Raw genomic sequence first — 21,983 nt, 5'->3', positions numbered from 1 at the left:
GTTTGCCACTCCTTCTTAGGCTTTAAAAATCAGCGGTTTTCGCGCAACCTATTCAATTCTAACAGAATAAATTTTGAGAAGTCCAGCGCCCCTTGACCCGATGAAGAGCGCTGGACTGTGCTTTCTTATTTCGTCTCGTTCGGATAGGGTTCGAGGAAAGCGTGGAAATGACGCATGGGCAGCGTATGACCCCAGGTAATGCGCATATTCGGGATGCTCTCGCGATCCTCATACAGAGCCTTGACTGCGGCGATGACGTAATCCAGATGCTCCTGTGTCAGGCGGCTGCGGTCTATGGCGAAGCGAACCACATTTGCGAGCTCGGCCTGCTGCTCCGGCGTCTTGAGATCATATTCCATGGAATAGTCGCCAAGCTCGGAGACGCGAATGCCGTAGCGCCGGATTAATTCCAGAGAGAAGCCCTCGCCGGCGAATGTGTCATGGCCGCGCTTGCCGTCAAAGAACTCATCCATATTGATATACACGGCATGACCGCCGGCCGGAAGCACGACACCCTTGACGCCGGCCCGGTAGAAGCCTTCCGCCAGATAGTTGCACTGCGCAACGCGCTCGCGCATGTAGTTGAAGTCGCAGCTCTCATATAAGCCGATGGCGAGCGCCATGATATCTCTTCCGCTCATTCCGCCGTAAGAATCATTTCCGTAGCAGGAGATCTGCTTGACCTTCAGCAGAACACCCACGTCTGTCTTGACGGAACCGTCCGCGTTGAAGTCGGAGAAATTTTTCCAGAACAGACCGCGATCGCGGAAGGCAAGCATACCGCCCATGTTGGCGTGTCCGTCTTTCTTTGCAGACATGGTGAAGGCGTCGCAGTAGGAGAACATCTCTGTCGCGATCTCTGCAATGGATTTGTCCGCGTAGCCCTCCTCGTTCATCTTGATGAAATAGCAGTTTTCTGCCCAGCGGGCGACGTCAAATACCAGCGGAATCTCATACTTGTGCGCGACACGATTGATCTCGCGGATGTTTGCCATGGAGACAGCCTGACCGCAAATCGGATTGTTCGTGATGCAGGTGAAGATCAGCGGAACATTTTCCACACCGACAGCCTGAATCAGCTGCTCGAGCTTTTCAATATCCATATTGCCCTTGAAGGGGTTCTTCTCATAGTGCCCGCCCTCGGGAACCTGATAGAGCAGCTCCTTGTGATACAGATTGCGCGGCACGGATCCCATCTGCTTGATATTGCCCTCTGTGGTATCAAAATGTCCGTTGGAAGGAATGGTGAAGATCTTACCGGGGTGGCGCTGCGCAAGAATTTTCTTGACTATTTCCATCAGAACCGACTCGGCTGCGCGTCCCTGCTGAATGATGAAGGTGTTCGGGCGCTCCATCTGTGCCGCGCCTCCGTTGAACAGACCGCCCTCATATTCGCAGAGGTAGACCTCATCCATCATTTTCTCCACATCGCGGCAGTCGGTTCGCACCAGATCTGCGATCTTCTTCCAGTTTTTTTCACCGCCGCGCTCAAAGATATCACGGAAGGTATCCAGAAGCACATAGTATCCGGTATTGCGTCCGTAAGCCTCGTCTCCAAGGAAGAGCGCCGCCCACTGCTGGTTGGTCATGGCTGTTGTTCCGGAATCGGAGAGCATGTCCACTGTCAGCATGCCGGACGGAAAAGCAAATTCATTGTAGTGTGTGGCCTTCAGGGCGCGTTCGCGCTGCTCGACAGTGACGTCCGGGATATCGCGCACAGCGAAAGCGCAGTGGTGAGGAGCGGGAACGTTCAGGGGATACTCTTTAGACATAATACTTACCTCCATTGAATTGAGCACATCGTGCCTTGATTTTCAGAGGATACTCCGGTCGCCGGAAACTGGGGCTCCCTTGCCTCGTTCCGCAGCTGGCGGACAGTATCATTCATAGAATAAGAAATATAATTTTCAAAGCTTACCTTGCTGCGATCACTTCGATTTCCACCAGTGCATCCTTCGGAAGGCGGGCGACCTCCACCGCGGAACGGGCGGGAAAACCGTTCTGATCAAAAAAATCAGAATAGACCTGATTCATAGCGTTAAAGTTGTTCATGTCACTCAGGAATACTGTGGTTTTCAGGACCTGTGCCATATCGAGGCCTGCGGCTCTGAGTATCGCCTGCACATTGCGCAGGGACTGACGGGTCTGGGCTTCGATTCCCTCCGGGAACAGTCCTGTAGACGGATCAATGGGCAGCTGTCCCGATGTGATGAGCAGTCCGCCGGATGACACGGCCTGTGAATAGGGCCCGATTGCCGCAGGCGCCTGATCCGTGCTGATAACAGTTTTCATTTTGATTCACCTCCTTTTCTTTCTTAGAAAATTTTATCACTATTAAAAAATATTGTCAACGAAGGGATGATAATTCTTACATAATAACCTCATAAAGAATAGTATTTTTGGGCACTATTGCTAAACAAATTAAAAATATTATCTTTGCGAGGAAGTTTTTTCGCGGTTTTGACAAGGCTGTGCCGCTTCGCTATAATAAAAATATTCAATTAAACACAGGACGAGGTGAGCGTATGCCTGTTGTGACAAACCCTCTTTTAAAGCACTATATGAAGCTGACGGAATTTCTGGGACTGGCTCTTGGACCCGACTATGAGGTGGCCCTCCACGATATGACAAACAGGGAGCATTCCATCATTGCAATTGCCAACAATCATGTCAGCGGGAGAAAGGTCGGTGCGCCTTTGACCAATATGGCACTCGGCATATTGCGCGACAAGAGCTATGAGACTTCCGACTATCGCACACATTACTACGGTGTTTCCGTTAATGGTAAGGAATTGCGCTCCAATACGATGTTTATTAAACAGAATGGAAAGCTGATCGGTATGCTCTGCATCAATTTTGATGACAGCCGTTATCGGGCCATCACCCGGCAGATTCTGGGGCTCTGCCATCCCGATATGTTTGTGTCGGATATCCTGTCTCCCTGTGCTTCGGCGGTAAAAGATCCGATTGAGAAGACCTCTGTTCCGGAAAAATTCCATAACAGCACGGAGGCTGTGACTGCGGATACAATCGGGCGGGAGCTTGAGCATATGGGCATCACGGCTGAACGCCTGACTTCGGACGAGAGGCTCAGGATTATTGCTTCTCTTGAGGCTGACGGGATATTCCTGCTGAAAGGGGCGGTCAAAGATGTCGCGCAGAGGTTGCACTGTTCTCAGGCCAGTATTTACCGCTATCTGTCCCAGATCAAAAATAATTCTGCCGGAACGACTGAAATTTGAGGGCATTTTCGCCGAGAACCCCGGGAGCAGATCATTTAATTTTGTGAGGAGGTTCCTCTATGCTGATTCCGCTGCAACATTTTTACCAGATACCGGCATTTGTCAGAGCCTGCAGCTATGAGCATGTATTTGGTTCGCGTGCGCTCACGGCTCTTCGCGCCTATGGAATAGAGAACAGCGATGTGCGCTTTTTCCTCTGCGGATCCGAGAGTTGTCCGGAGGCGGCGCTCTGTCTCCAGAATGGTCTGCTTTCCGTCGCTTCCGAAGGAAACGCCTCTGCGGCTCCGATTGTGGAGTTATGCCGGCAGATTGCTGTCAGAGAAATTCATACGGATTTTGAGCTCTGCCTTTCTCTGAAAAGCATGCTCGGGGGCAGGATGGACAGCTCCTGCTATATGGTGTACGGGAGAGCATCTGTGCAGGACAGCTTTCCGGAGCTGCTCCCCGCTGATCCACAGACGATTTTTTCGGTTCTTCAGCGCAGTCACGAATATTATCGCACACATCTGAACTTTGATCCCTGGAGCAGGGATCTCCGAAATAGGCTGTCCCGCGGTCTTTCGGAGCTGTATCAGCTGAAGGTGGACGGAGAGACCGTTGGAACCGGAAGCATTGCTTCTGAAGATGACAGCAGTGCTGTAATTGCCGCTGTGGCGGTGCTGCCTGAGTACAGACGCCGGGGACTTGGCAGCTGCATCACCTCGTTTCTGACAAAGCGGATTCTTGAAAAGGGAAAGATTCCACGCCTGATTTCCGGTGACGACAAGGTTGCAGACCTGTACCGTCACCTGGGCTTTGAGGTCTGCGGACGCTGGGGCGAATTGTATCTCTGAAGGCGGAAAGTCTTTCGAGTGATAGATTTTGAATTTTGTGCTGCCGCCGGCAGATGAAAATATTTCGATCAGACAAAGAAAAGCATCGCCTCTGTCACCCGGAGTCGCGTGACGGAAGCGATGCCTCTGTTTTTCTGTGCTCTGATGCACAGTCTGCATTCTGATCTGAGATCTGTGCTGTCGGGGCCGCTATCTCCCGAGACGGAGCAGCTCTGCGAGTGTCTCATAGCTGCTCCGCTCCAGCATGCATTTTCCAAAGCTTCTCGGCAGGACGAGGGTGATGCTGTCGCCGCGCCGCTTTTTATCCGCTTTTGCAGCCTGGAGCAGCGCCTCCTCCGGGAGCTCTGTGCTGCGCGGCAGCCGGTATTTCTGAAGCAGGAGCTCCAGCGTTTCCACACATTCCTGCGGGCAGTTTCCGCGGCGCTGTTCCGCCCTCGTCATGATGCCCATGCCGATTGCGACACCCTCGCCGTGATAGATCTCATAGCCGCGGCAGCGCTCCACAGCGTGCCCCAGCGTATGCCCGAAGTTTAGTAGCTGACGATCCCCGAAGTCCTGTTCGTCTCTGGCTACGATATCCCGCTTCAGCTCCACGCAGTGCGTGATGATCTGCGGAAGGACATCCTCTGCGTCTTCCTCAAGCAGGAGCCTGAGCAGCGCAGGGCTCTGTATCATGCCGTACTTGATTACTTCCGCCATGCCCTCCGAAAAGACCTCCCGAGGCAGGGTGCGGAGCACATCTGTATCGCAGAGCACGAGACGCGGCTGTGTGAAGCTTCCGAGCATGTTCTTGCCCTCGGGGAGATCCACTGCGGTCTTCCCGCCGACGGAGGAATCTACCATCGCGAGGAGCGAGGTCGGTATCTGAACACAGGGTACAGAGCGCAGATAGAGGGCTGCTGCGAGACCCGCGAGATCCCCCACGACGCCGCCGCCCAGCGCGACGACGACATCCTCCCGCGTGAGCTCTTTCTCTGCAAAGAAGCGTATGGTCTCCAACAATACAGAGGGATTCTTCGAGGCCTCCCCCGCAGGAAAGACAAAGCGCTCGCTGCGAAAGCCCGCCGCGCGGAGCTTCTCCTGAACTGCCGGGCCGTACAGCGGCCACACATTGGAATCTGAGACGATCACGGCGGATCGTCCGGGAATCAGCTCTGCGATCTGCTCCCCGACATCGCAAAGCAGCCCTGCGCCGATTCTCACCTCGTAGTTCCCTGATGCCTCTACTCTGACTGTCTGCATATTCATCCTCCGCATATTTTGCCGATCGCTCAGCCGAGCGGCGCCTCGAGGCCCGCATTGGCTTCCCCTGCAGCTGCCCGTATGAGGTTCACTGCGCGCGCCACATCCGTGAATTCCTCCGGCCGCAGGGACTGTGCGCCGTCGCAGAGCGCGTGTGTCGGGTCATTGTGCACCTCAATGATCAATCCGTCTGCTCCGCAGGCTGCGGCAGCCATCGCCATCGGCTTCACATAGCGCGCCACGCCGGTCGCGTGACTCGGATCGACAATCACCGGGAGATGGGAGAGCTCGTGCAGCACAGTCACGGCAGAGAGATCCAGAGTGTTTCTGGTTGCGGTCTCGAAGGTGCGGACGCCGCGCTCACAGAGTATCACCTGCTCATTCCCCGCACTCATGATATACTCCGCGCTCATCAGAAGCTCCTTGATGGTGTTTGCGAGGCCGCGCTTTAGGAGTATGGGCTTACTGGTCTTTCCGAGCTCCTTCAGGAGCTCAAAGTTCTGCATATTTCTTGCGCCGACCTGAATCACATCCACTTCCTCAAAGAGTGGAAGATGGTTTGCGTTCATGATCTCTGTGACGATGGGGAGTCCGGTTTCCTTCTTCGCCTCTATGAGCAGCTCGATGCCGTCCGCCTTCAGCCCCTGAAAGTCGTAGGGAGAGGTGCGCGGCTTGAAGGCGCCGCCGCGGAGCATGGTTGCGCCGGAGGCCTTTACGCTCCTTGCGATTGAGATGATCTGTTCCTCGCTCTCCACAGAGCAGGGGCCCGCAATCAGGGCAAAGCTTCCGTGCCCTACCTTTAAGTGCGCTGCACCCACCTCGATCACGCTGTCCTTCGGATGAAACTTTCGGTTCGCCTGCTTGAAGGGCTCAGTGACGCGCTTCACATCGCGGACAATATCAAAGCGTTTCAGCTCGTCCTCACTGATCTTTGAGGTGTCGCCGATCAGGCCGACTATGGTTGTAAAATCTCCCCTTGAGATATGAGTTCTGAGATTCTGCCCCTCAATCCAGTGCAGCAGCTCGTTGAATTTGTCCTCTTTCGCCTGAGAATTTACGATTACGATCATAATTCTGCTCCTTTCCAAGCCTCCCTCACACGCTGACTCTGCCATAGCGCTCCTTCGGAGAAATATCCCACAGGAATAAAATAAACCCGTCTGCGGCGAAGTGTTTTCGCCGCAGGCGGGTCCATAAACTTCCGGTGAATTCTCCGGTGTTTTATTCCGCAGCAGAAAGCACTTTTCCTACCATAGCATAAGCGCTGTAGTAGCAAAAGTAAAAGTAGTTCATTGCTGCGTTCGTTGTTCTCATAAAACACCTCATAAGTATAGAGCTTCGTCTGTCCCGGCGGGAGCTTTTCCCCCTTCGATTGGCGCAAATATAGCACTGTCGTGCGCTCTTGTCAAGCCCTTTTGCAAGACAAAGTGCTGAAGCGGTATGAGCGGTGCGCTTTGCTCAGTCAAGTATCTCCAGCGTACCGTTCGCGATGCGCTGTCCGCTCCTTCGGTCAAAGAGCATGGCCTTTCCGCTGAAGGAGAGCTGTACCTCAGAGCCGATGGTGAAGATATCGCTGCCAAAGACCACACCCGTCAGGAGAAAATCCTCCACACGGATCTTCACCGTGGTCTCCATGCCGGTGGGCATCACGCCGTAGATCTCTCCGCATATTCCCTTGCCGCTCTTGATATCCAAAAATTCGGGGCGAATGCCGATGAGTAGATCTGTGTTCTTCATCTTCTCCGGCTCAAAGGCGGCGTCCTCCTCATTCACGCGGGCAATGTGATAGCGGAAGGCCTCGTCCTTATTTCCCTTCTCGACATAGCCCTTCTCCGTGGACTTTGTTTTCAGCGCCTTTGCTGCCTCTGCCTTTTCTGCGTCGCGCTTCTGGAACCATTCGCCGAGCTTAAGCTCCCGCTCCGGGCGGAAGCGGACTCTGTGGCTGCCGAGCAGAGAGAGGGTGATGCTGCCGTCCGCACTCTGCGCTGTCTCTCCGGGAGTCTCCGCTGTCTCTGCCTCTGCCTCGATGAAGTTGATGGAGGGGTTGCCGACAAAGTCCGCGACGAAGCTGTTGGCGGGACTGTTGTAGACTGTCAGCGGCTCCTCGTACTGCTGCAGCACACCGTTATTGATGAGACATATCTTTGTCGCGAGTGTCATCGCCTCCATCTGGTCGTGTGTGACGTAGACAAAGGTGGAGCCGGTCTCAACGTGAAGACGCTGCAGCTCGTAGCGCATCTCCAGGCGAAGTTTTGCGTCGAGGTTTGAGAGAGGCTCGTCCATGAAGAGCACGGTCGGTTCCGGTGCGAGTGTTCGCGCGATCGCGACGCGCTGCTGCTGGCCGCCGGAGAGCTCCGCCGGGTAGCGGTCCATAAACATGCCGATCTTTACGATGCGGGACACGCGCCGCACCGCAAGATCAATCTCCTCCGCGGAGAGCTTTCGCTCCTCTTTCACCACAGCGCCGTCCTTCATGAACTCGTAGTTTTCATTCAGGCCCTCTGAGATCCGGGTCTCCTCGGCCTTCTTAAGGAGCGCTGCGGCCTCCTCTGAGACCTCTCTTCCGCTCTCCAGATGGTAGCCATAGAGCTTCTTCGCAGTCATCATGGAGATCTGGAAGCTGTCGATCAGCTTGATCAGGCAGCGCTTCTCATCGATCTTTCCGTCCTTGTCGCGGCAGTCCTCTGTGATGCGCCTCACTTCGTCCGCGCGGGAGAGGCAGGCTCCGAGCTGCGCCGTCGTGCGGGCTTCAAAGTCGGTCTTCGGGAGCATTTCCCGCACGTTTGAGAGCCCGAAGGAGATATTCTGCTGCACGGTCATGTTCGGCCAGAGCGCATAGTTCTGGAAGAGAAAGCCGACCTTCCGCTTGTTAGCGGGGATGTTGATGCCCGCCTCACTGTCGAAGACCACGCGGTCCCCGATGGTGATGCGTCCGCTTGTTGGCGTCTCAAGCCCTGCGATCATGCGAAGTATGGTGGTCTTTCCGCAGCCGGAGGGGCCGAGCAGCGTGATAAAGGCGTTGTCCGCGATATCCATGGATACGTCGTCTGTTGCGTAGAATTTATTCCAGCGTTTTGTGATATGTTCCAGTTTGATTTCCGGCATCATTAACCTCCTATGCCCTTGTCGAGGCTTGCGCCCGTGATCTTATTGACTATGGTGTTGCAGATCAGTATCGTGACGATGAGAATCAGGTTGATACCGCTTGAGAAGGCGTAGAGTCCCATCTCATCGAAGTAGTCCAGCGTTGTGGACAGGATGAAGCCCTGCACGCAGAGCAGCATGAAGAGCGAGAGCTCTCTTAAGCAGGTCATGAAGGGCAGGAGATAGCCGCTTATAATCGAGGACTTCTGTATCGGGATGATGATCTTCGTCATGCGCTGGATCCACGGAATGTTCAGGATGATCGCCGATTCCTCGATCTCGCCGGAGAGCTGCAGCATGGAGTTCAGTGCGGCCTTCGACGCGAAGGGAATGTACTTGATGGTGCCGACAATAATCAGCAGCCAGTAGGTGTTGAAGAGATTCACATACTTGTTCGAAAAGAGAATGAAGTATGCGACGCCGACTGCAATGGAGGGCATGAGGTAGGGGAGAAAAGCGACCGCATTTACATAGTTCGCCCAGCTGCTGCGCCTGTCCTTTGAGACCGCGTAGCCGATCAGGGTTCCCATGGTTCCGGCGAGCAGCGCGCAGAGCACGGAGACGATGATGGTTCCCAGGAAGGCCGTGCGTATGGTGTTGTTGTAGAGTATGCCCATCTGCCCGTACATGCCGTTCTCAGTGATATTCTCCGCCGTGATCCACCACTTTGTCGTGAGATTGGCCGCGTCGCCCGTATAGAGGAAGGAGTAGTCGCCGGGGTTCGGCAGGAAGGTCTCAAAGGCAAAGGAAATGATGGGGAAAATGCTGGTGAAGAAGGTCAGGATCACAAGGATCAGGGCGATGAGATAGCGCCCGGCTCTTCCGAGCCGTATCTTGCTGATCTGTCCGGACTTTCCTGTGACGGTCGTGTAGTTCTTCCGGCTGGTCAGAGAGATCTGGTTCAGCAGCATGATCGCGACGCCGAAGACCATCATGATGATGGCGAGCACCGATGCCTCTCCGGTGTATTTTGAGTTCATGGAGACGTACTTCGTGGAGAGGGTGTTCAGCCCGAGGTAGTGCGGCACCGGGTAGGAGCCCATGGCGGAGCCGAAGACCAGCAGTATGGTTGAGAGTATGGCGGGCTTCACCATGGGAAGGGTGATGCGGGTCATGATCTTCCACTTCGGCGTGTCTAGTATGGTGGCGGCTTCCTCAAGGTTTGCGTCCATGTTGCGGAATATGCCGCCGATCAGGATGTAGGCGAAGGGCGCGTAGTGCAGTCCCAGCACCAGAAGGCTGGGGAAGAGTCCCTTGCACCACCAGATCGGCATGCACACCCCGGTCGTCGCGGCGATGAGGCCGTTCTGCGTTCCGGTGACAGCGTTGGAATTGAAGAGATGCTGCCAGACGACCGCCAGCGTCCACTGCGGCATGATGTAGGGGAAGATGAAGATAGAGCTCAGGTACTTCTTCCATGCGAGATCCGTGCGGGTCACAAGGAAGGCCATCACACCGCCAAAGAGGATAGAGACGATGCAGGTTCCAACTGCGAGCCAGACGGTGTTTAAGAGCGGGTTCCAGAGATTTGTCTTCGCCAGTTTGCTGGTGAAGAGATCAATATAGTTTACGAGGGTGTAGCCCTCCGCCTGACCGGTGAGATGCGCGTCAATCGTGCCGGGGTGGATTTTGAAGGTATCCTGAACGATGGCGATGATGGGTGCGACGGTGGTGAAGGTCAGGACGATGCCCATGAGAAGCAGGATCACATTGTGCGGCTTTGAGAAGTAAGTCCGGATCCGGTTTCTCCGTATGGCGGAAGCGCTTGTCCCTCTGTCGTTTGTAGCAGACATAGGCACTCCTTACATGTGGAGAGGAGCGCACCGCATGCTTTGGTGCGGTGATCCCCTCTGTACAGAAAACGCTCCGGGCGTGCTGTAGCCCGCTCGGAGCGCCATGAGAGGTTTCAGAGTTTTTTACTGTGCGGTGTACTTGTCGAGAACCTCGATCCAGGAGCCGATGCCGAATGCGCACTCTGCGCAGTAATCCGGATCCTCAAGAACGAGCTTTCCGTTGGTGGTCCACCACTCGTAGCCGCGATCATTCTTTGCCGCAAACTGGACTGTGGTTCCGTCCTCGGCCATGCCGCCCTGCTGGTGGTGATACTCCGCCTCATTCTCCTCGGCGACCTTCGGGTTTGCGGAGTAACCGCCCATATCCTTGCCCCAAGCGGAGAAGCCGTCCTTTGTGCAGGTCATGTAGGCGATGAAGGCGCAGGCAGTCCACGGAAGCGGGCTGTTGTCAGTGACAAAGAGATAGTGGCAGTAGCCGAAGCCGCCGATGCCCTTGTAGCCGTCGTCATAGGCTGCGACATTGATGTTGTTGACGGAGACAGTTGCAGACTCCTCAACGGAGCGGAGCTTGGAGTAAACCAGCAGTCCGAACTGATCGGTTGCAGAGGCGTCGACCAGGGTGTTGCAGATCGGGCCGTCGTCTGTCTGTGCATTGTAGCTGCCCATCCAGAGCTTGATCCACGCGAGGGAGTAAGCCGCGTCTGCGCCGAGACCAAACTCCTCTGCGACGGACTGGCACTCGGTGACAGTCGGCTGGAAGTAGGCCTTTTTGTCATCCGGAAGCGCATCGAAGGCTTCCTTCATCATGGCTGCGTAGTCGTCTCTGGTCAGCATGTAGAGGAAGTTCTTTCCGACGATCTCGGAATCGACATCCATGAAGAGGCCGTGCTCGTCTTCTGCGACGAAGTCCCAGCAGTTCGTGTAGCTCTTGGAGCCGGTGTTGTTGTACATGAAGACCTTGTTCAGAGTCTGCAGCGGCAGGAAGCCCTCGTAGCTCTCAGCTGTGGTGCCTCTTGCCTCTGCCCAGTCCTTCGGGATGAAGGTGTCGAGGATGCCGGTATCGGTCATCTTCGTCTTGATCTGGTTTCCGTCCTGAATCAGGGTCATCGCAAAGGTTCCGACATCCTTCTTATTGTCTGCGTTGAGCTGATCGAAGATCTTGTTGTTTTTCGGCTGCTGCCACTCGAACTCCATATTGTAGTTCGGATCTATGCTCTGCAGATAGGAGATGAAGAGCGGGAGCGCAGTCTTGCCGCGGCTGGAGTTGCCGACGCCGTAGAACATCTTGCCGTTGGATTCCTCGATGGCTTTTTTGGCAAGCTCCTCGAGGCTCATGCCCTCTGCCTCCTTGATGATCTTCTGAGTCTCAGTGAGTGCTGTGTCATCCTTCTTGCTGCTCTCTGCGGCTGCTGCGGATTCCACAGAGCCGCCCTCAGCGGGTGCCGCTGTTGTGGCGGTGTTTCCTCCGCCGCAGGCTGCGAGCGAGCAGACCATGGCAGCGGATAAGATGACAGACAATGCTTTTCTCATATTCCTTCCTCCTCCTGAAATGAATGGATAAATAATAACAGTTACATGAGCAATTACTTGTATATTCTGTATTATAAAATTTTGGGGAGAGGAAGGAAATGGGACAATTCTGTTAAAGTTATTAAAAAACTGCGATTTCAGGATGGAACATTATAACAAAGCTGTTCTCTGCTCACACGCCGTAGAAATCGTGCAGCATCAGCGCGCAGCTCAGCGCAGTGCGGCTGTAGTAGCTCTGCAGATCTATGCCGCAGAGCTCCCGTATGGTCTTCAGGCGGTTTAAAAGGGTGTGACGGTGGATGAAGAGCCGCTCTGCGGTGCGCGTCGTGTTGCAGTTCTCCGAGAGATAGATGCGGAGCGTCAGGACGTACTCGCTCCCCTTGCTCCTGTCCTTCTCCAGGAGAAGCTGAAGGGGCTTGCTCTGGACAAAGACGGTGCGTCCCGTGAGGTAGAGAGTCCCCAGACTCTCGATAAAGCTGTAGCTCTCATTGGTGCAGACCCCGCGCCGCGCCTCGATCTTCCGGAGAAGAGCCAGACAGTGCGCACTGTTTCGAAAGGCGCGGGAGAGTGCGTCCGCGGAGGGTACGGCATCTGCGCCGAGATAGAAGTTGATGCCGCTCTGTTCTGAGATCAGGGTGAGCTGAATCTGTATATCATGGGAGAGTGCGGCGAAGCTCACTCCCTCCTTGAGACGCAGGAGAAAGCATCCCTGCCCGCCGGAGCGGAAGGCGGAGAGGCAGCGGGCAGAGCGGGAGGAGAGCGCGCTTCCGATGCGCCTTAAGGCCGTATCTACCGCTTCTGCCTGTACTGCGTTTGCGTTGACTGCGCGGAGACAGAGAAGGCAGCTCCCGCTGCCAAAGAGTGCGGGACGGTCAGCATCGCCCGCGTGTGCCTCCTCCTCTGTGAACTGCTCTGAGAGCGTCTGCTGAAAGTAGCCCGCATCGAAGCCGGAGGGGGTCAGGAGCTCCGGCTCCGCACCGATCTCTCCGATCAGGGTGCGGAGGATGTCGGAGAAGGAATAGTCCGGCGGAAGGTTCAGTATGGGGAGCGCATGGCAGTTCGCGTCCTCCAGAATAAAGTCCGGGATCTGGTCAATGTAGTAGCCGGTCTGGATCGCGATGCCGGAGATGCCGCGGCTTTTCAGCCTTGCGATGAGGTCTCCGTATTTCCCGCGGTCTGCGAGTCCGTAGCCTGTCGTGATGAGGAGCTCTCCCGGCTTGATGGTGTCGGGGCTGTCGAGTATCTCCATGATATTCACCCAGGTCACGCGGTTCTCGATGCCGCGTATGCCCGATGCGAGGCGCAGTCCCGGAAAGAGCCTGCGGTTTAAGATGTCGCTGATTGTGAGTGCCATGAATATCCTCCTGTTCATCTGCCGTGCGTTCTGAACGGCTGCGGCGGAAGTATCTGCCGTATTGCAGCTTGCCTGTTCTTAATAAGCCACAGTATACCCTTCTTTGCTTGTCCCCGCCAGAAGGAAAGTATGTAAGGCCTTTTTGCGCAGGGGACGGAAGCCTTGACGCGGTCATCAAAAATGTGCTTGCAATATACCCGGTGATGGTATAATATAAAATCGAAAATACAGGGTGGGGGTATATATGGCAGAGTTCATTCAGAGAAAGGGTGGAGGAAATGTCAGAGCTGAAGAGAAGCAATGAAATAGAAATAAAGGAAGCGCTCTGTCCGGAGAGCATGGAGACAGAGGGCGGAGGCTGCTGCGCCTGCTCAGGACGGACGAAGCAGAGAGGGGAGAAGGAGTATCGGGATCTCATGAACCGTCTGAATCGCATTGAGGGTCAGATACGCGGGATCAAGAGTATGCTGGAGCGGGATGCCTACTGCATCGACATCCTGAATCAGGTCTCCGCCGCGAATTGCGCGCTGAACAGCTTCAACAAGGTGCTGCTCGCCAATCATCTCCGTTCCTGCGTGGTTGAGGACGTACAGAGCGGCGGAAGTGAGAAGCTGGATGAGCTGGTGAAGACGCTGCAGAAGCTCATGAAGTGAGCGTGGAAAGAAGGTTATTGCATGGAACAGTATACAGTTACGGGTATGAGCTGTGCGGCCTGCCAGGCGCGCGTCGAGAAGGCAGTCTCAAAGCTTCCGGGCGTCACGGCCTGCTCCGTGAGTCTCCTCACAAACTCCATGGGAGTGGAGGGAGATGTCGCAGAGGAAGCAGTCATCAAGGCAGTGGAGGATGCGGGCTACGGTGCTGCGCGAAAGGAAGCGGCTGTACAGCGTCAGGGACTTAGCGCGAAGCTCGCCGCGGAGGAGGAGGCGCTGAAGGACAGGGCGACGCCGCTGTTAAAAAAAAGACTGATTGCGTCACTCGCCTTTCTTATTCTGCTCATGTATGTCTCTATGGGACATATGATGTGGGGGCTGCCACTGCCCGCCTTTTACGACGGCAATCCCGCTGCGCTGGGGCTGACAGAGCTTCTGCTTGCAGCGATCGTGATGGTGATCAATCAGCGCTTCTTCATCAGCGGCTTTAAGGGGCTTGTACACGGCGCGCCGAATATGGACACGCTGATCGCACTGGGCTCTGCCGCGGCCTTTGTCTACTCCACAGCGATGCTTTTTGCGCTGACACGTGCGCTGGCGGATGGAGACCATGCGCGGGCCATGCACTATCAGATGGAATTCTATTTTGAGTCGGCTGCTATGATACTGGCGCTTATCACGGTCGGAAAGATGCTGGAGGCCCACTCCAAGGGAAAGACCACCAGCGCCTTGAAGGGGCTCATGGCGCTCGCGCCGAAAACAGCAGTGCTGCTTCGCGGCGGGAGGGAGGAGACTGTGCCGGTGGACAGCGTGCGCGTCGGAGATATCTTTGTGGTGCGCCCGGGAGAGACCGTACCGGTGGACGGCATTGTAATAGAAGGAAGCAGTGCGGTGAATGAGGCGGCGCTCACCGGGGAGAGCCTTCCGGTGGATAAGAGCGAGGGGGCAGAGGTCTCCTCCGCGACGCTGAATCAGTCCGGTTTTCTGAAGTGCCGTGCGACGCGGGTCGGAGAGGACAGCTCGCTCGCACAGATCATTCGGATGGTCAGCGATGCGGCAGCGACAAAGGCTCCTGTGGCAAAGCTTGCGGACCGCATCTCTGCTGTCTTTGTGCCCGCGGTGATCGTGGTGGCACTCATCACTGTCGCGATTTGGCTGTCCGTGGGACAGAGCGCGGGCTTTGCGCTCTCGCGCGGCATCAGCGTCCTTGTGGTGAGCTGCCCCTGCGCGCTGGGGCTGGCAACTCCGGTGGCGATCATGGTGGGCAATGGCGTCGGCGCGCGACACGGTATTCTCTTTAAGAATGCGGCGGCACTACAGGAGGCGGGGAATGTTCAGATTGTGGCGCTGGATAAGACCGGAACCATCACAAAGGGAACACCGGAGGTGACGGAGCTTGTTCCTGCGGAGGGCGTTTCGGAGACGGAGCTTCTTGAAAAGGCCTGTGCGCTGGAGCTTCGGAGTGAGCACCCGCTCGCGGGAGCGGTGGTCAGATTTGCAAGGCAGAGAGGGATCAAGGAGGCAGAGGTCTCCGACTTTACAGCGCTTCCCGGCAATGGACTTTGTGCAAGGCTTGGGGGACTTGAGCTGTACGGCGGCAACCTCGGGCTGATCAGTGGGGTTGCGGAGGTCTCTGAGACTGTAAAAAGGCGTGCGGAGCAGCTCGCGTCAGAGGGAAAGACGCCGCTCTTCTTTTCGGAGGACGGGCGCTGCCTTGGCATGATCGCAGTGGCAGACACCATCAAGGAGGAGAGCGCTGCGGCCATACAGGAGCTGAAGCGAATGGGCCTTCGGGTGGTCATGCTGACGGGGGACAACCGGCGCACGGCGGAGGCCATCGGCAGACAGGCGGGTGTCGATCAGGTGATCGCGGGCGTCCTGCCGGACGGCAAGGAGGCAGTGATACGCGCGCTTCAGGAGAAGGGCAGCGTTGTCATGGTGGGAGACGGAATCAATGATGCGCCCGCTCTGACCCGCGCAGATATTGGCATTGCCATCGGTGCGGGAACCGATGTGGCGATCGATGCGGCACATATCGTTTTGATGAAGAGCCGTCTGACGGACGTTCCGGCAGCGATACGTCTGAGCCGCGCGAGCTACCGGAATATTGTGGAGAATCTCTTCTGGGCGCTGTTCTACAATACCCTGCTCATTCCTGCGGCTGCGGGAGCCTACATTCACCTCTTCGGCATCACCATGACGCCGATGTTCGGTGCGGCTGCAATGAGTCTCTCGAGCTTCTGCGTGGTGACAAATGCGCTGCGGCTGAATCTTATGGATATTTACGACGCCCGTCGCGACAGAAGTCGCAGACAGGCTGACATGGCAGAGCTGGAGCTTGAGACAGAGGACGGAGCTCAGAAAGATTATTTTATCGCCGGAGACGGCGGGAAAGGAAGAACGATGAAGAAGCTGATGGAGATTGAGGGCATGATGTGCGGACACTGCGAGGCTGCTGTGAAGAAGGCACTGGAGGCGCTGCCGGAGGTGGAGAGCGCAGAGGTGAGCCACGAGAAGGGCAGCGCACTGGTCACACTGCGGGAGAACACGGAGGATGTGGCGCTGAAGCAGGCGGTCGAGGCGAAGGATTACACGGTGAAGGGCATACGGGAGGTATGAATCGGCATTTGCCGTAATTCCCGCTTTACTTTGACCAAGACCGGGCTCATAATACAGCTATGAAAATGAGCTGGAATGCAGGGCCTCTGATCGAGGAGCTGATAAAAGAAAACAGAGTGATCTCCCTTGTGGGCAGCGGCGGTAAAACGACGCTGCTCTGTTTTCTTGCCATGCAGGCAATGAAAATCCCCACCGGGGCAGAACCCTGCGGGTATGCAGAGGGGGCTGCACCGGTGTGGAAAGCCTGTGGGGCAGAATTTGTTCCGCAGAAGATGTCGCGGAAGCGCCGTGTCCTCATGACGACTACGACGAAGCTCTATCTTCCGAAGCGGCGGCTTCTCTGTGAGACGGAGGAGGACTGCGCCCGGGAGTGGAGGAGCGGTCGGGCTGCGCTTCTGGGACGTCCCGCGAAGCCGGGGGAGGGAGATGTGCGAAAGCTCTGCGCGCCGGAGCCGGAGCTGCTCACTGCAATGATACGCAAGGCGGAGTGCAGTGTGATAGAGGCAGATGGCGCGAGAATGCTTCCGATGAAATATCCCGCGGCACATGAGCCGGCGCTGCATCCGGAGACAGATACCGTGCTTGCGGTGATCGGGATGTCCGCGCTGGGACAGAGACTGTGCGACTGCTGCTTTCGCTGGGCGCTCTCGGGACTTCCGGGGGAGCACCGCGTCACGGAGGAGGATGTCGTGCGTCTGCTCGCCTCAGAGCAGGGAGGCAGGAAGGCGGTCGCTCGGCGCAGATACCTTGCAGTGCTGAATCAGTGCGACACGGAGCAGCTTCAGAGAAGCGCGGAGCGCATACTCAGGGAATTGCGGGAGCGCTATGGGATCGCAGGGCTGTGGAGCGCATTCTCCGCGGCGGAGAGGGAGGAGGGACAGTATGCTTTGTGAAGAACTGATTGTTGTGCGGGGCGGAGGAGATATCGCCACCGGGACCATCCACAGGCTGTGGAGGAGCGGCTTTCGCGTGCTGGTGCTGGAGCTGCCGAATCCCTCCGCAATTCGCAGAAGAGTCGCAGTCAGCGAGGCGATGTTTCAGGGAAGTACGGAGGTAGAGGGAATGCGTGCCGTGCGCATCGAGTGTCCGGCGGAGCTGGATGCAGTGCTTCTTAGGAATGAGGTTCCGGTCCTTCAGGACCCGGCAGGAGAGAGCATTTCCCGCCTGCGGCCCTCTGTGCTTGTGGACGCCATACTCGCAAAGCGGAATTGCGGGACGACGCGCGGCATGGCTCCGCTCACAATCGCGCTCGGGCCGGGCTTCACCGCGGGCGTGGATGCAGATTTTGTGATCGAGACGCAGCGCGGACACGATCTGGGGCGCATCATCACAGAGGGAAGCGCGGCGCAGAATACAGGTGTTCCGGGGCTCATCGCCGGGCAGGGCGCGCTTCGCGTGATTCACGCGCCGGAGAGCGGGTGCATTCACAACCGCTGTGAGATCGGGGATATTGTGCGGGAGGGAGAGCTGCTCGCCACAATCGGAGAGACAGAGGTCAGAGCAAGCTTATCCGGCGTGCTCCGCGGCATCATCCGGGACGGCTATCCGGTGGAGCGGGGGCTGAAGATCGCGGATATTGATCCGCGGATATCCGAGCAGAAGAATTGCAGCACGATCTCGGATAAGTCGCGCTGCATTGCGGGCAGTGTGCTGGAGCTTCTCTGCAGGCATAGGTATCAGCAGTTGAAATAACAGGCGGAATCCATAGTTTTATGGAGGAAGCTGTTTTTTTACCAAAGGACTGGACATACTGTCCATAAAAATCAAAAATTATAGAAAAAAAGTGCAAAATAAATTTTTGATGTTATGATGCCCTTAATTGATACAGTTATTTCGGCTCCGGGACGGAGCCTCGGGACATTCCGTCCTGTGACAAAGCTTTCAGGGGAGGAAGAATCATGGCATTTCACGGTACATTCTGGGCATTGCTGCCGCCGATCGTCGCAATTGCACTGGCACTGATCACAAAGGAGGTCTACAGCTCCCTCTTTCTGGGGATTCTTGTGGGCGGCCTCTTCTACTCGGGCTTCAGCTTTGAGGGGACGCTGAATCACATCTTCAGCGAGGGGCTCATCGCGCAGATATCCGATCCCTACAATGTCGGGATACTCATGTTTCTCGTGTTCCTCGGCGTGCTGGTCTCACTGATGAACCGGGCGGGAGGCTCCGCGGCCTTCGGGCAGTGGGCGGCGAGGCGCTTTAAGACCCGCATTGGTGTGCAGCTTGCGACGATCCTTCTGGGCTGTCTCATCTTTATAGACGACTACTTCAACTGCCTGACAGTGGGCAGTGTGATGCGCCCGGTGACGGACAGGCAGAATGTCTCAAGGGCGAAGCTCGCCTATCTGATTGATGCGACAGCGGCGCCGATCTGCATCATCGCGCCGATCTCTTCCTGGGCGGCGGCCATCTCCGGCTTTGCACCTGAGGGGACGAACGGACTGATGCTCTTTATCAACGCGATTCCCTATAATTTCTACGCGCTCTTCACCATACTCATGATGGTGACGCTGACAGTTCTGCGTCTGGACTACGGCCCGATGGCGCGGCACGAGGCAAATGCGCTGCGCGGAAATATTTTCACGGTCAATCCTCCGGTCAGCACAGAGAATGAGAGCGCTGCGGGCAAGGGCGGCGTTTTGGATCTGGTCCTTCCCATCTTAGTCCTCATTGTGAGCTGTGTCGTGGGCATGATCTACACCGGCGGGTTTTTTGAGGGCACCAGCTTTGTGGATTCCTTTGCAAACAGTGACGCCTCGGTGGGACTGGTGCTTGGCTCCTTTGTGGCGCTGGTACTGACGATTGCGGCGTATTCTCTCCGCGGCGTGCTGGAGTTCAGAGACTGCATGAGCTGTCTGACGGAGGGCTTCAAGGCCATGGTTCCGGCCATCATGATACTCTGCCTTGCATGGACGCTGAAGGGCATGACAGATTCCCTCGGTGCGGCGGAGTATGTCGCCGGTGTCGTGGAGCACAGCGCGGGGTCAATGCTGAACTTTCTTCCGGCGATTGTCTTTCTGATCGCCTGCGGTCTTGCCTTCGCAACGGGAACTTCCTGGGGAACCTTCGGTATCCTGATTCCGATCACGCTGAAGGTATTCCCGCTTGAGAGCGGAAATCCGCTGGCTATCATCTGCGTCTCCGCCTGCATGGCGGGTGCGGTCTGCGGCGATCACTGCTCCCCGATCTCCGACACGACTATCATGAGCTCTGCCGGGGCGCAGTGTGACCATATCGCACATGTCTCCACGCAGATGCCATACGCACTGAGCTGCGCCCTGATCTCTTTCCTCACCTATGTGGTGGCGGGCTTTGTGCAGAACGCGCTCATCTCCCTTGCAGTTGGCGCTGCCCTCCTTCTTGCGATGATGTCTGTGCTCCACTTTGCACAGCAGAGGGCAGAGAATCCGCTGACAGGAGCAGAGGCGGGCAAGGAGATCGCAGGCTGAGGAGAAGTGGACTGCTGCCTGAAAAAACAGATGATACGATACGCGGGTGGTGTGCCGACATCATCCGCGTCTTTTACTATGTTTTTTGATGTGCGAAGCGGAGGAAGAGGCACTGCAGCATTGCAAAGCGGGGAGTGAGAGGGTATAGTGTAAGCGCAAAGAGACGGAGACCATGGAGCTTCAGAATGAGGAGCGGAGCCTCTGTCTGTGAGAACTTAAGACAGGGATAAGGGGACAGAGTGCGTATGGGAGAGCTGCGGAGACTGATACTGGCACAGGCCATCCTGCTGGGCGGGCAGTGCCTGCTCTATTTCGGTGTTGAGGCGCTTGAGGGGCCTCCGCACAATGTGGAGCGCGGGATAGACCGCCGCATTCCCTTTGCCCCCGTGTGGGTGTATATCTATGTGCTGTGGTTTCCGCTCATCGCGCTGTTTCCGCTGGCGCTCTACTTTGCATCTCCGCTGCACTACGGGCGCTATATGACTGCGATGGCTGCGGATATTGTCCTGAGTCTCATCTGTTACCTTGCCTATCCCACGACCTTTCGCCGACCGGCGCCGCCGGAGAGCGCCACGGGGCTTGTCATGCAGTTGGTGTACCGGGGGAGCTACAAGGGACTGAACTGTGCGCCCAGCATGCACTGCTCCATGTGCTATATTGTGCTGGCGATGGCGCTTGTGAGTCCGGGGCTAATGCTTCCGGTTCGCGGCATCGCGGTGATCCTGTCCGCGCTGATTGTGCTCTCGACCCTGTACACGAAGCAGCATGTTCTGATTGATGCGCTCTCTGCGCTGCCGCTTGCGGCGCTCTGCTGGGGCCTCGGAAGGCTGTTTCCGTTTGCGGTGCTGGGAGAGTGGATCGCGCGCAGCTGATGTGAGGGCGGAGTGCGGTACAGCTTTGGCAGACTTATATACATGCAGTGTATGCGGAACGCTATGGTATTTGGAGATGAGAGAATGCGGCGCAGTCTCTGCGAGAGAGGAACGGGGACAGTGGGATATGTTTCCCGTCATCGCAGGGAGTGAGAGATTGGCAGCGGAAGGCTGAGAAAGGGAGGATATCATGCCTGAGAATCGGCCGGGAGCGAGAGAGAAGCATGTGACAGGACAGGGCGCGGGCGTCCACAGGAGGGGGCAGGGGCTCGGCACCGGCGGCATGCAGCAGCCTATATTGCGGACAACAGTCTGACGCTCTCCGGGCTTCAGTGGACAGAGGGGGCGGAAGGAAAACCGGCGCTTGCACTCACGGAGGCGCAGTGGGGGCTTGTGAACCGCCTGGATCTGAATCCGTTCTATGACGACGGAACGGGCTATGTCGATATGGGTCTCGACAATCTCTATGAATTCAGCGGGGAAGGAGAGCTGATCGCGGAGGGATAGAGTATGAATGCACTTACGATCATTGGAATTGCGGCGGCCGTCTCATTTCTGGGAGGGCTTTTCTACCTGCGACATAAGTCACGACAGCTTTCACGCCTGCTCTTTGGCACAAATTCTCTCATTGAGGGGCTCAGGCGGCGGGAGGAGCTCTATGAGGAGGGTCCGAAGAGCGTGGCGGGGATGACGCGCGTGGAGCTCCCGCGGATCAGGGAGGACTTTCCGGAATTTCACTGGCCGGAGTGGAGGCAGCGCTGTGAGCTGCTGCTGAAGCGCTATCTGAAGGCAGTGGAGCAGCAGAACAGGGCGGGACTTCCGGACGGCTCAGAGGCGATCCGGGAGCAGCTTCAGCTTCGTATTGAGGACGCAGTGCGAAGGGGCATACGCGAGCGCTTTGAGGAGATATATGTGCATCAGACAGAGATCACGCGCTATGAGCGGCAGAGTGCGCTCTGCAGAATCATCGTGCAGACTGCGCTGGAGTACCGGCATCCGGTCTGGCAGTCGGGGGAGCAGGCGCAGCGCTCCGGGGAAGTGCGGAAGGGGCAGCATCGCTTCCAGCTGGAGCTGATCCATGTGCAGGACAGCTCCCGTGTGGAGGGAGCCGCGACAGGACTGCACTGTCCGAACTGCGGCGCGCCGGTCACGGATCTCGGGGCGCGTCACTGCCAGTACTGCGGGATAGAGCTGGAGGTCATGAATATACGTATCTGGCGCTTGGATCGTCTGGAGGAGCGGTAGATTATTGTTA

At 56.6% G+C, this 21,983-nt stretch carries 18 protein-coding genes; 10 read left to right on the top strand and 8 right to left on the bottom strand.

The window, feature by feature from the left end:
* Positions 1-125: 125 nt before the first annotated feature.
* Both J2S20_RS00595 and J2S20_RS00590 read right to left on the bottom strand, forming a co-directional pair.
* Positions 126-1,772 carry a tryptophanase gene (locus J2S20_RS00595; protein WP_106612449.1) on the bottom strand — a complete coding sequence of 549 codons (1,647 nt, stop codon included), beginning with the start codon at positions 1,770-1,772 and terminating at the stop codon, positions 126-128.
* Positions 1,773-1,914: 142 nt separating this feature from the next.
* Positions 1,915-2,292, bottom strand: coding sequence for a RidA family protein (locus J2S20_RS00590; RefSeq protein WP_106612448.1), 378 nt, complete (start codon positions 2,290-2,292; stop codon positions 1,915-1,917).
* A gap of 233 nt (positions 2,293-2,525) precedes the next feature.
* Here J2S20_RS00590 and J2S20_RS00585 point away from each other — a divergent pair, with 233 nt between their 5' ends.
* Both J2S20_RS00585 and J2S20_RS00580 read left to right on the top strand, forming a co-directional pair.
* Complete coding sequence (locus tag J2S20_RS00585) at positions 2,526-3,242, top strand: helix-turn-helix transcriptional regulator (protein ID WP_106612447.1); 717 nt, start codon at positions 2,526-2,528, stop codon at positions 3,240-3,242.
* Between the two features lie 59 nt (positions 3,243-3,301).
* Positions 3,302-4,075: a GNAT family N-acetyltransferase gene (locus J2S20_RS00580; protein WP_106612446.1), complete on the top strand. Its 774-nt coding sequence runs from the start codon at positions 3,302-3,304 to the stop codon at positions 4,073-4,075.
* A gap of 189 nt (positions 4,076-4,264) precedes the next feature.
* On the opposite strand, the gene aroB is transcribed toward J2S20_RS00580, so the two are convergent.
* The 6 genes from aroB to J2S20_RS00550 all read right to left on the bottom strand — a co-directional run bounded on the left by aroB (position 4,265) and on the right by J2S20_RS00550 (position 13,138).
* Positions 4,265-5,317 carry a 3-dehydroquinate synthase gene (aroB, locus tag J2S20_RS00575; RefSeq protein WP_170065396.1) on the bottom strand — a complete coding sequence of 351 codons (1,053 nt, stop codon included), beginning with the start codon at positions 5,315-5,317 and terminating at the stop codon, positions 4,265-4,267.
* 29 nt (positions 5,318-5,346) lie between these two features.
* Positions 5,347-6,387: a 3-deoxy-7-phosphoheptulonate synthase gene (gene aroF / locus J2S20_RS00570; RefSeq protein ID WP_106612444.1), complete on the bottom strand. Its 1,041-nt coding sequence runs from the start codon at positions 6,385-6,387 to the stop codon at positions 5,347-5,349.
* A gap of 388 nt (positions 6,388-6,775) precedes the next feature.
* On the bottom strand, positions 6,776-8,422 hold the full coding sequence (locus J2S20_RS00565) for an ABC transporter ATP-binding protein (protein WP_106612442.1): 1,647 nt from the start codon (positions 8,420-8,422) through the stop codon (positions 6,776-6,778).
* A gap of 2 nt (positions 8,423-8,424) precedes the next feature.
* Positions 8,425-10,254 (bottom strand): ABC transporter permease, encoded by a 1,830-nt coding sequence (locus J2S20_RS00560; protein WP_106612441.1) that lies wholly within the window; start codon positions 10,252-10,254, stop codon positions 8,425-8,427.
* A 123-nt stretch (positions 10,255-10,377) separates the two neighbouring features.
* Positions 10,378-11,784 carry a hypothetical protein gene (locus J2S20_RS00555; protein ID WP_106612440.1) on the bottom strand — a complete coding sequence of 469 codons (1,407 nt, stop codon included), beginning with the start codon at positions 11,782-11,784 and terminating at the stop codon, positions 10,378-10,380.
* Between the two features lie 172 nt (positions 11,785-11,956).
* The gene (locus J2S20_RS00550) at positions 11,957-13,138 is read right to left on the bottom strand and encodes a PucR family transcriptional regulator (RefSeq protein ID WP_307251910.1); all 1,182 of its coding nucleotides are present in this window, start codon (positions 13,136-13,138) and stop codon (positions 11,957-11,959) included.
* 338 nt (positions 13,139-13,476) lie between these two features.
* Here J2S20_RS00550 and J2S20_RS00545 point away from each other — a divergent pair, with 338 nt between their 5' ends.
* The 8 genes from J2S20_RS00545 (at position 13,477) to J2S20_RS00510 (ending at position 21,973) form a co-directional block, all read left to right on the top strand.
* The gene (locus J2S20_RS00545; protein ID WP_106612438.1) at positions 13,477-13,791 is read left to right on the top strand and encodes a metal-sensing transcriptional repressor; all 315 of its coding nucleotides are present in this window, start codon (positions 13,477-13,479) and stop codon (positions 13,789-13,791) included.
* A 21-nt stretch (positions 13,792-13,812) separates the two neighbouring features.
* Positions 13,813-16,407, top strand: a complete 2,595-nt coding sequence (locus J2S20_RS00540) for a heavy metal translocating P-type ATPase (RefSeq protein WP_106612437.1) — start codon at positions 13,813-13,815, stop codon at positions 16,405-16,407.
* 59 nt (positions 16,408-16,466) lie between these two features.
* Positions 16,467-17,300: a selenium cofactor biosynthesis protein YqeC gene (gene yqeC, locus J2S20_RS00535; protein WP_307251906.1), complete on the top strand. Its 834-nt coding sequence runs from the start codon at positions 16,467-16,469 to the stop codon at positions 17,298-17,300.
* Positions 17,290-18,099: a selenium-dependent molybdenum cofactor biosynthesis protein YqeB gene (gene yqeB / locus J2S20_RS00530; protein ID WP_106612435.1), complete on the top strand. Its 810-nt coding sequence runs from the start codon at positions 17,290-17,292 to the stop codon at positions 18,097-18,099. The genes yqeC and yqeB overlap by 11 nt, the downstream gene beginning before the upstream one ends.
* Before the next feature lie 206 nt (positions 18,100-18,305).
* Positions 18,306-19,856, top strand: coding sequence for a Na+/H+ antiporter NhaC family protein (locus J2S20_RS00525; RefSeq protein ID WP_307251901.1), 1,551 nt, complete (start codon positions 18,306-18,308; stop codon positions 19,854-19,856).
* 245 nt (positions 19,857-20,101) lie between these two features.
* Positions 20,102-20,728 (top strand): phosphatase PAP2 family protein, encoded by a 627-nt coding sequence (locus tag J2S20_RS00520; RefSeq protein WP_106612433.1) that lies wholly within the window; start codon positions 20,102-20,104, stop codon positions 20,726-20,728.
* Positions 20,729-20,918: 190 nt separating this feature from the next.
* On the top strand, positions 20,919-21,044 hold the full coding sequence (locus tag J2S20_RS00515; RefSeq protein ID WP_307251897.1) for a hypothetical protein: 126 nt from the start codon (positions 20,919-20,921) through the stop codon (positions 21,042-21,044).
* A gap of 194 nt (positions 21,045-21,238) precedes the next feature.
* Positions 21,239-21,973, top strand: a complete 735-nt coding sequence (locus tag J2S20_RS00510; RefSeq protein WP_307251894.1) for a zinc ribbon domain-containing protein — start codon at positions 21,239-21,241, stop codon at positions 21,971-21,973.
* Positions 21,974-21,983 lie beyond the last annotated feature (10 nt).

Origin of the sequence: Moryella indoligenes, from assembly GCF_030812885.1 — a bacterium.
Classification (GTDB): Bacteria; Bacillota; Clostridia; order Lachnospirales; family Lachnospiraceae; genus Moryella; species Moryella indoligenes.
The sequence above is the reverse complement of the archived record's forward strand: the minus strand, read 5'-3'. Positions and strand labels throughout refer to the sequence as shown.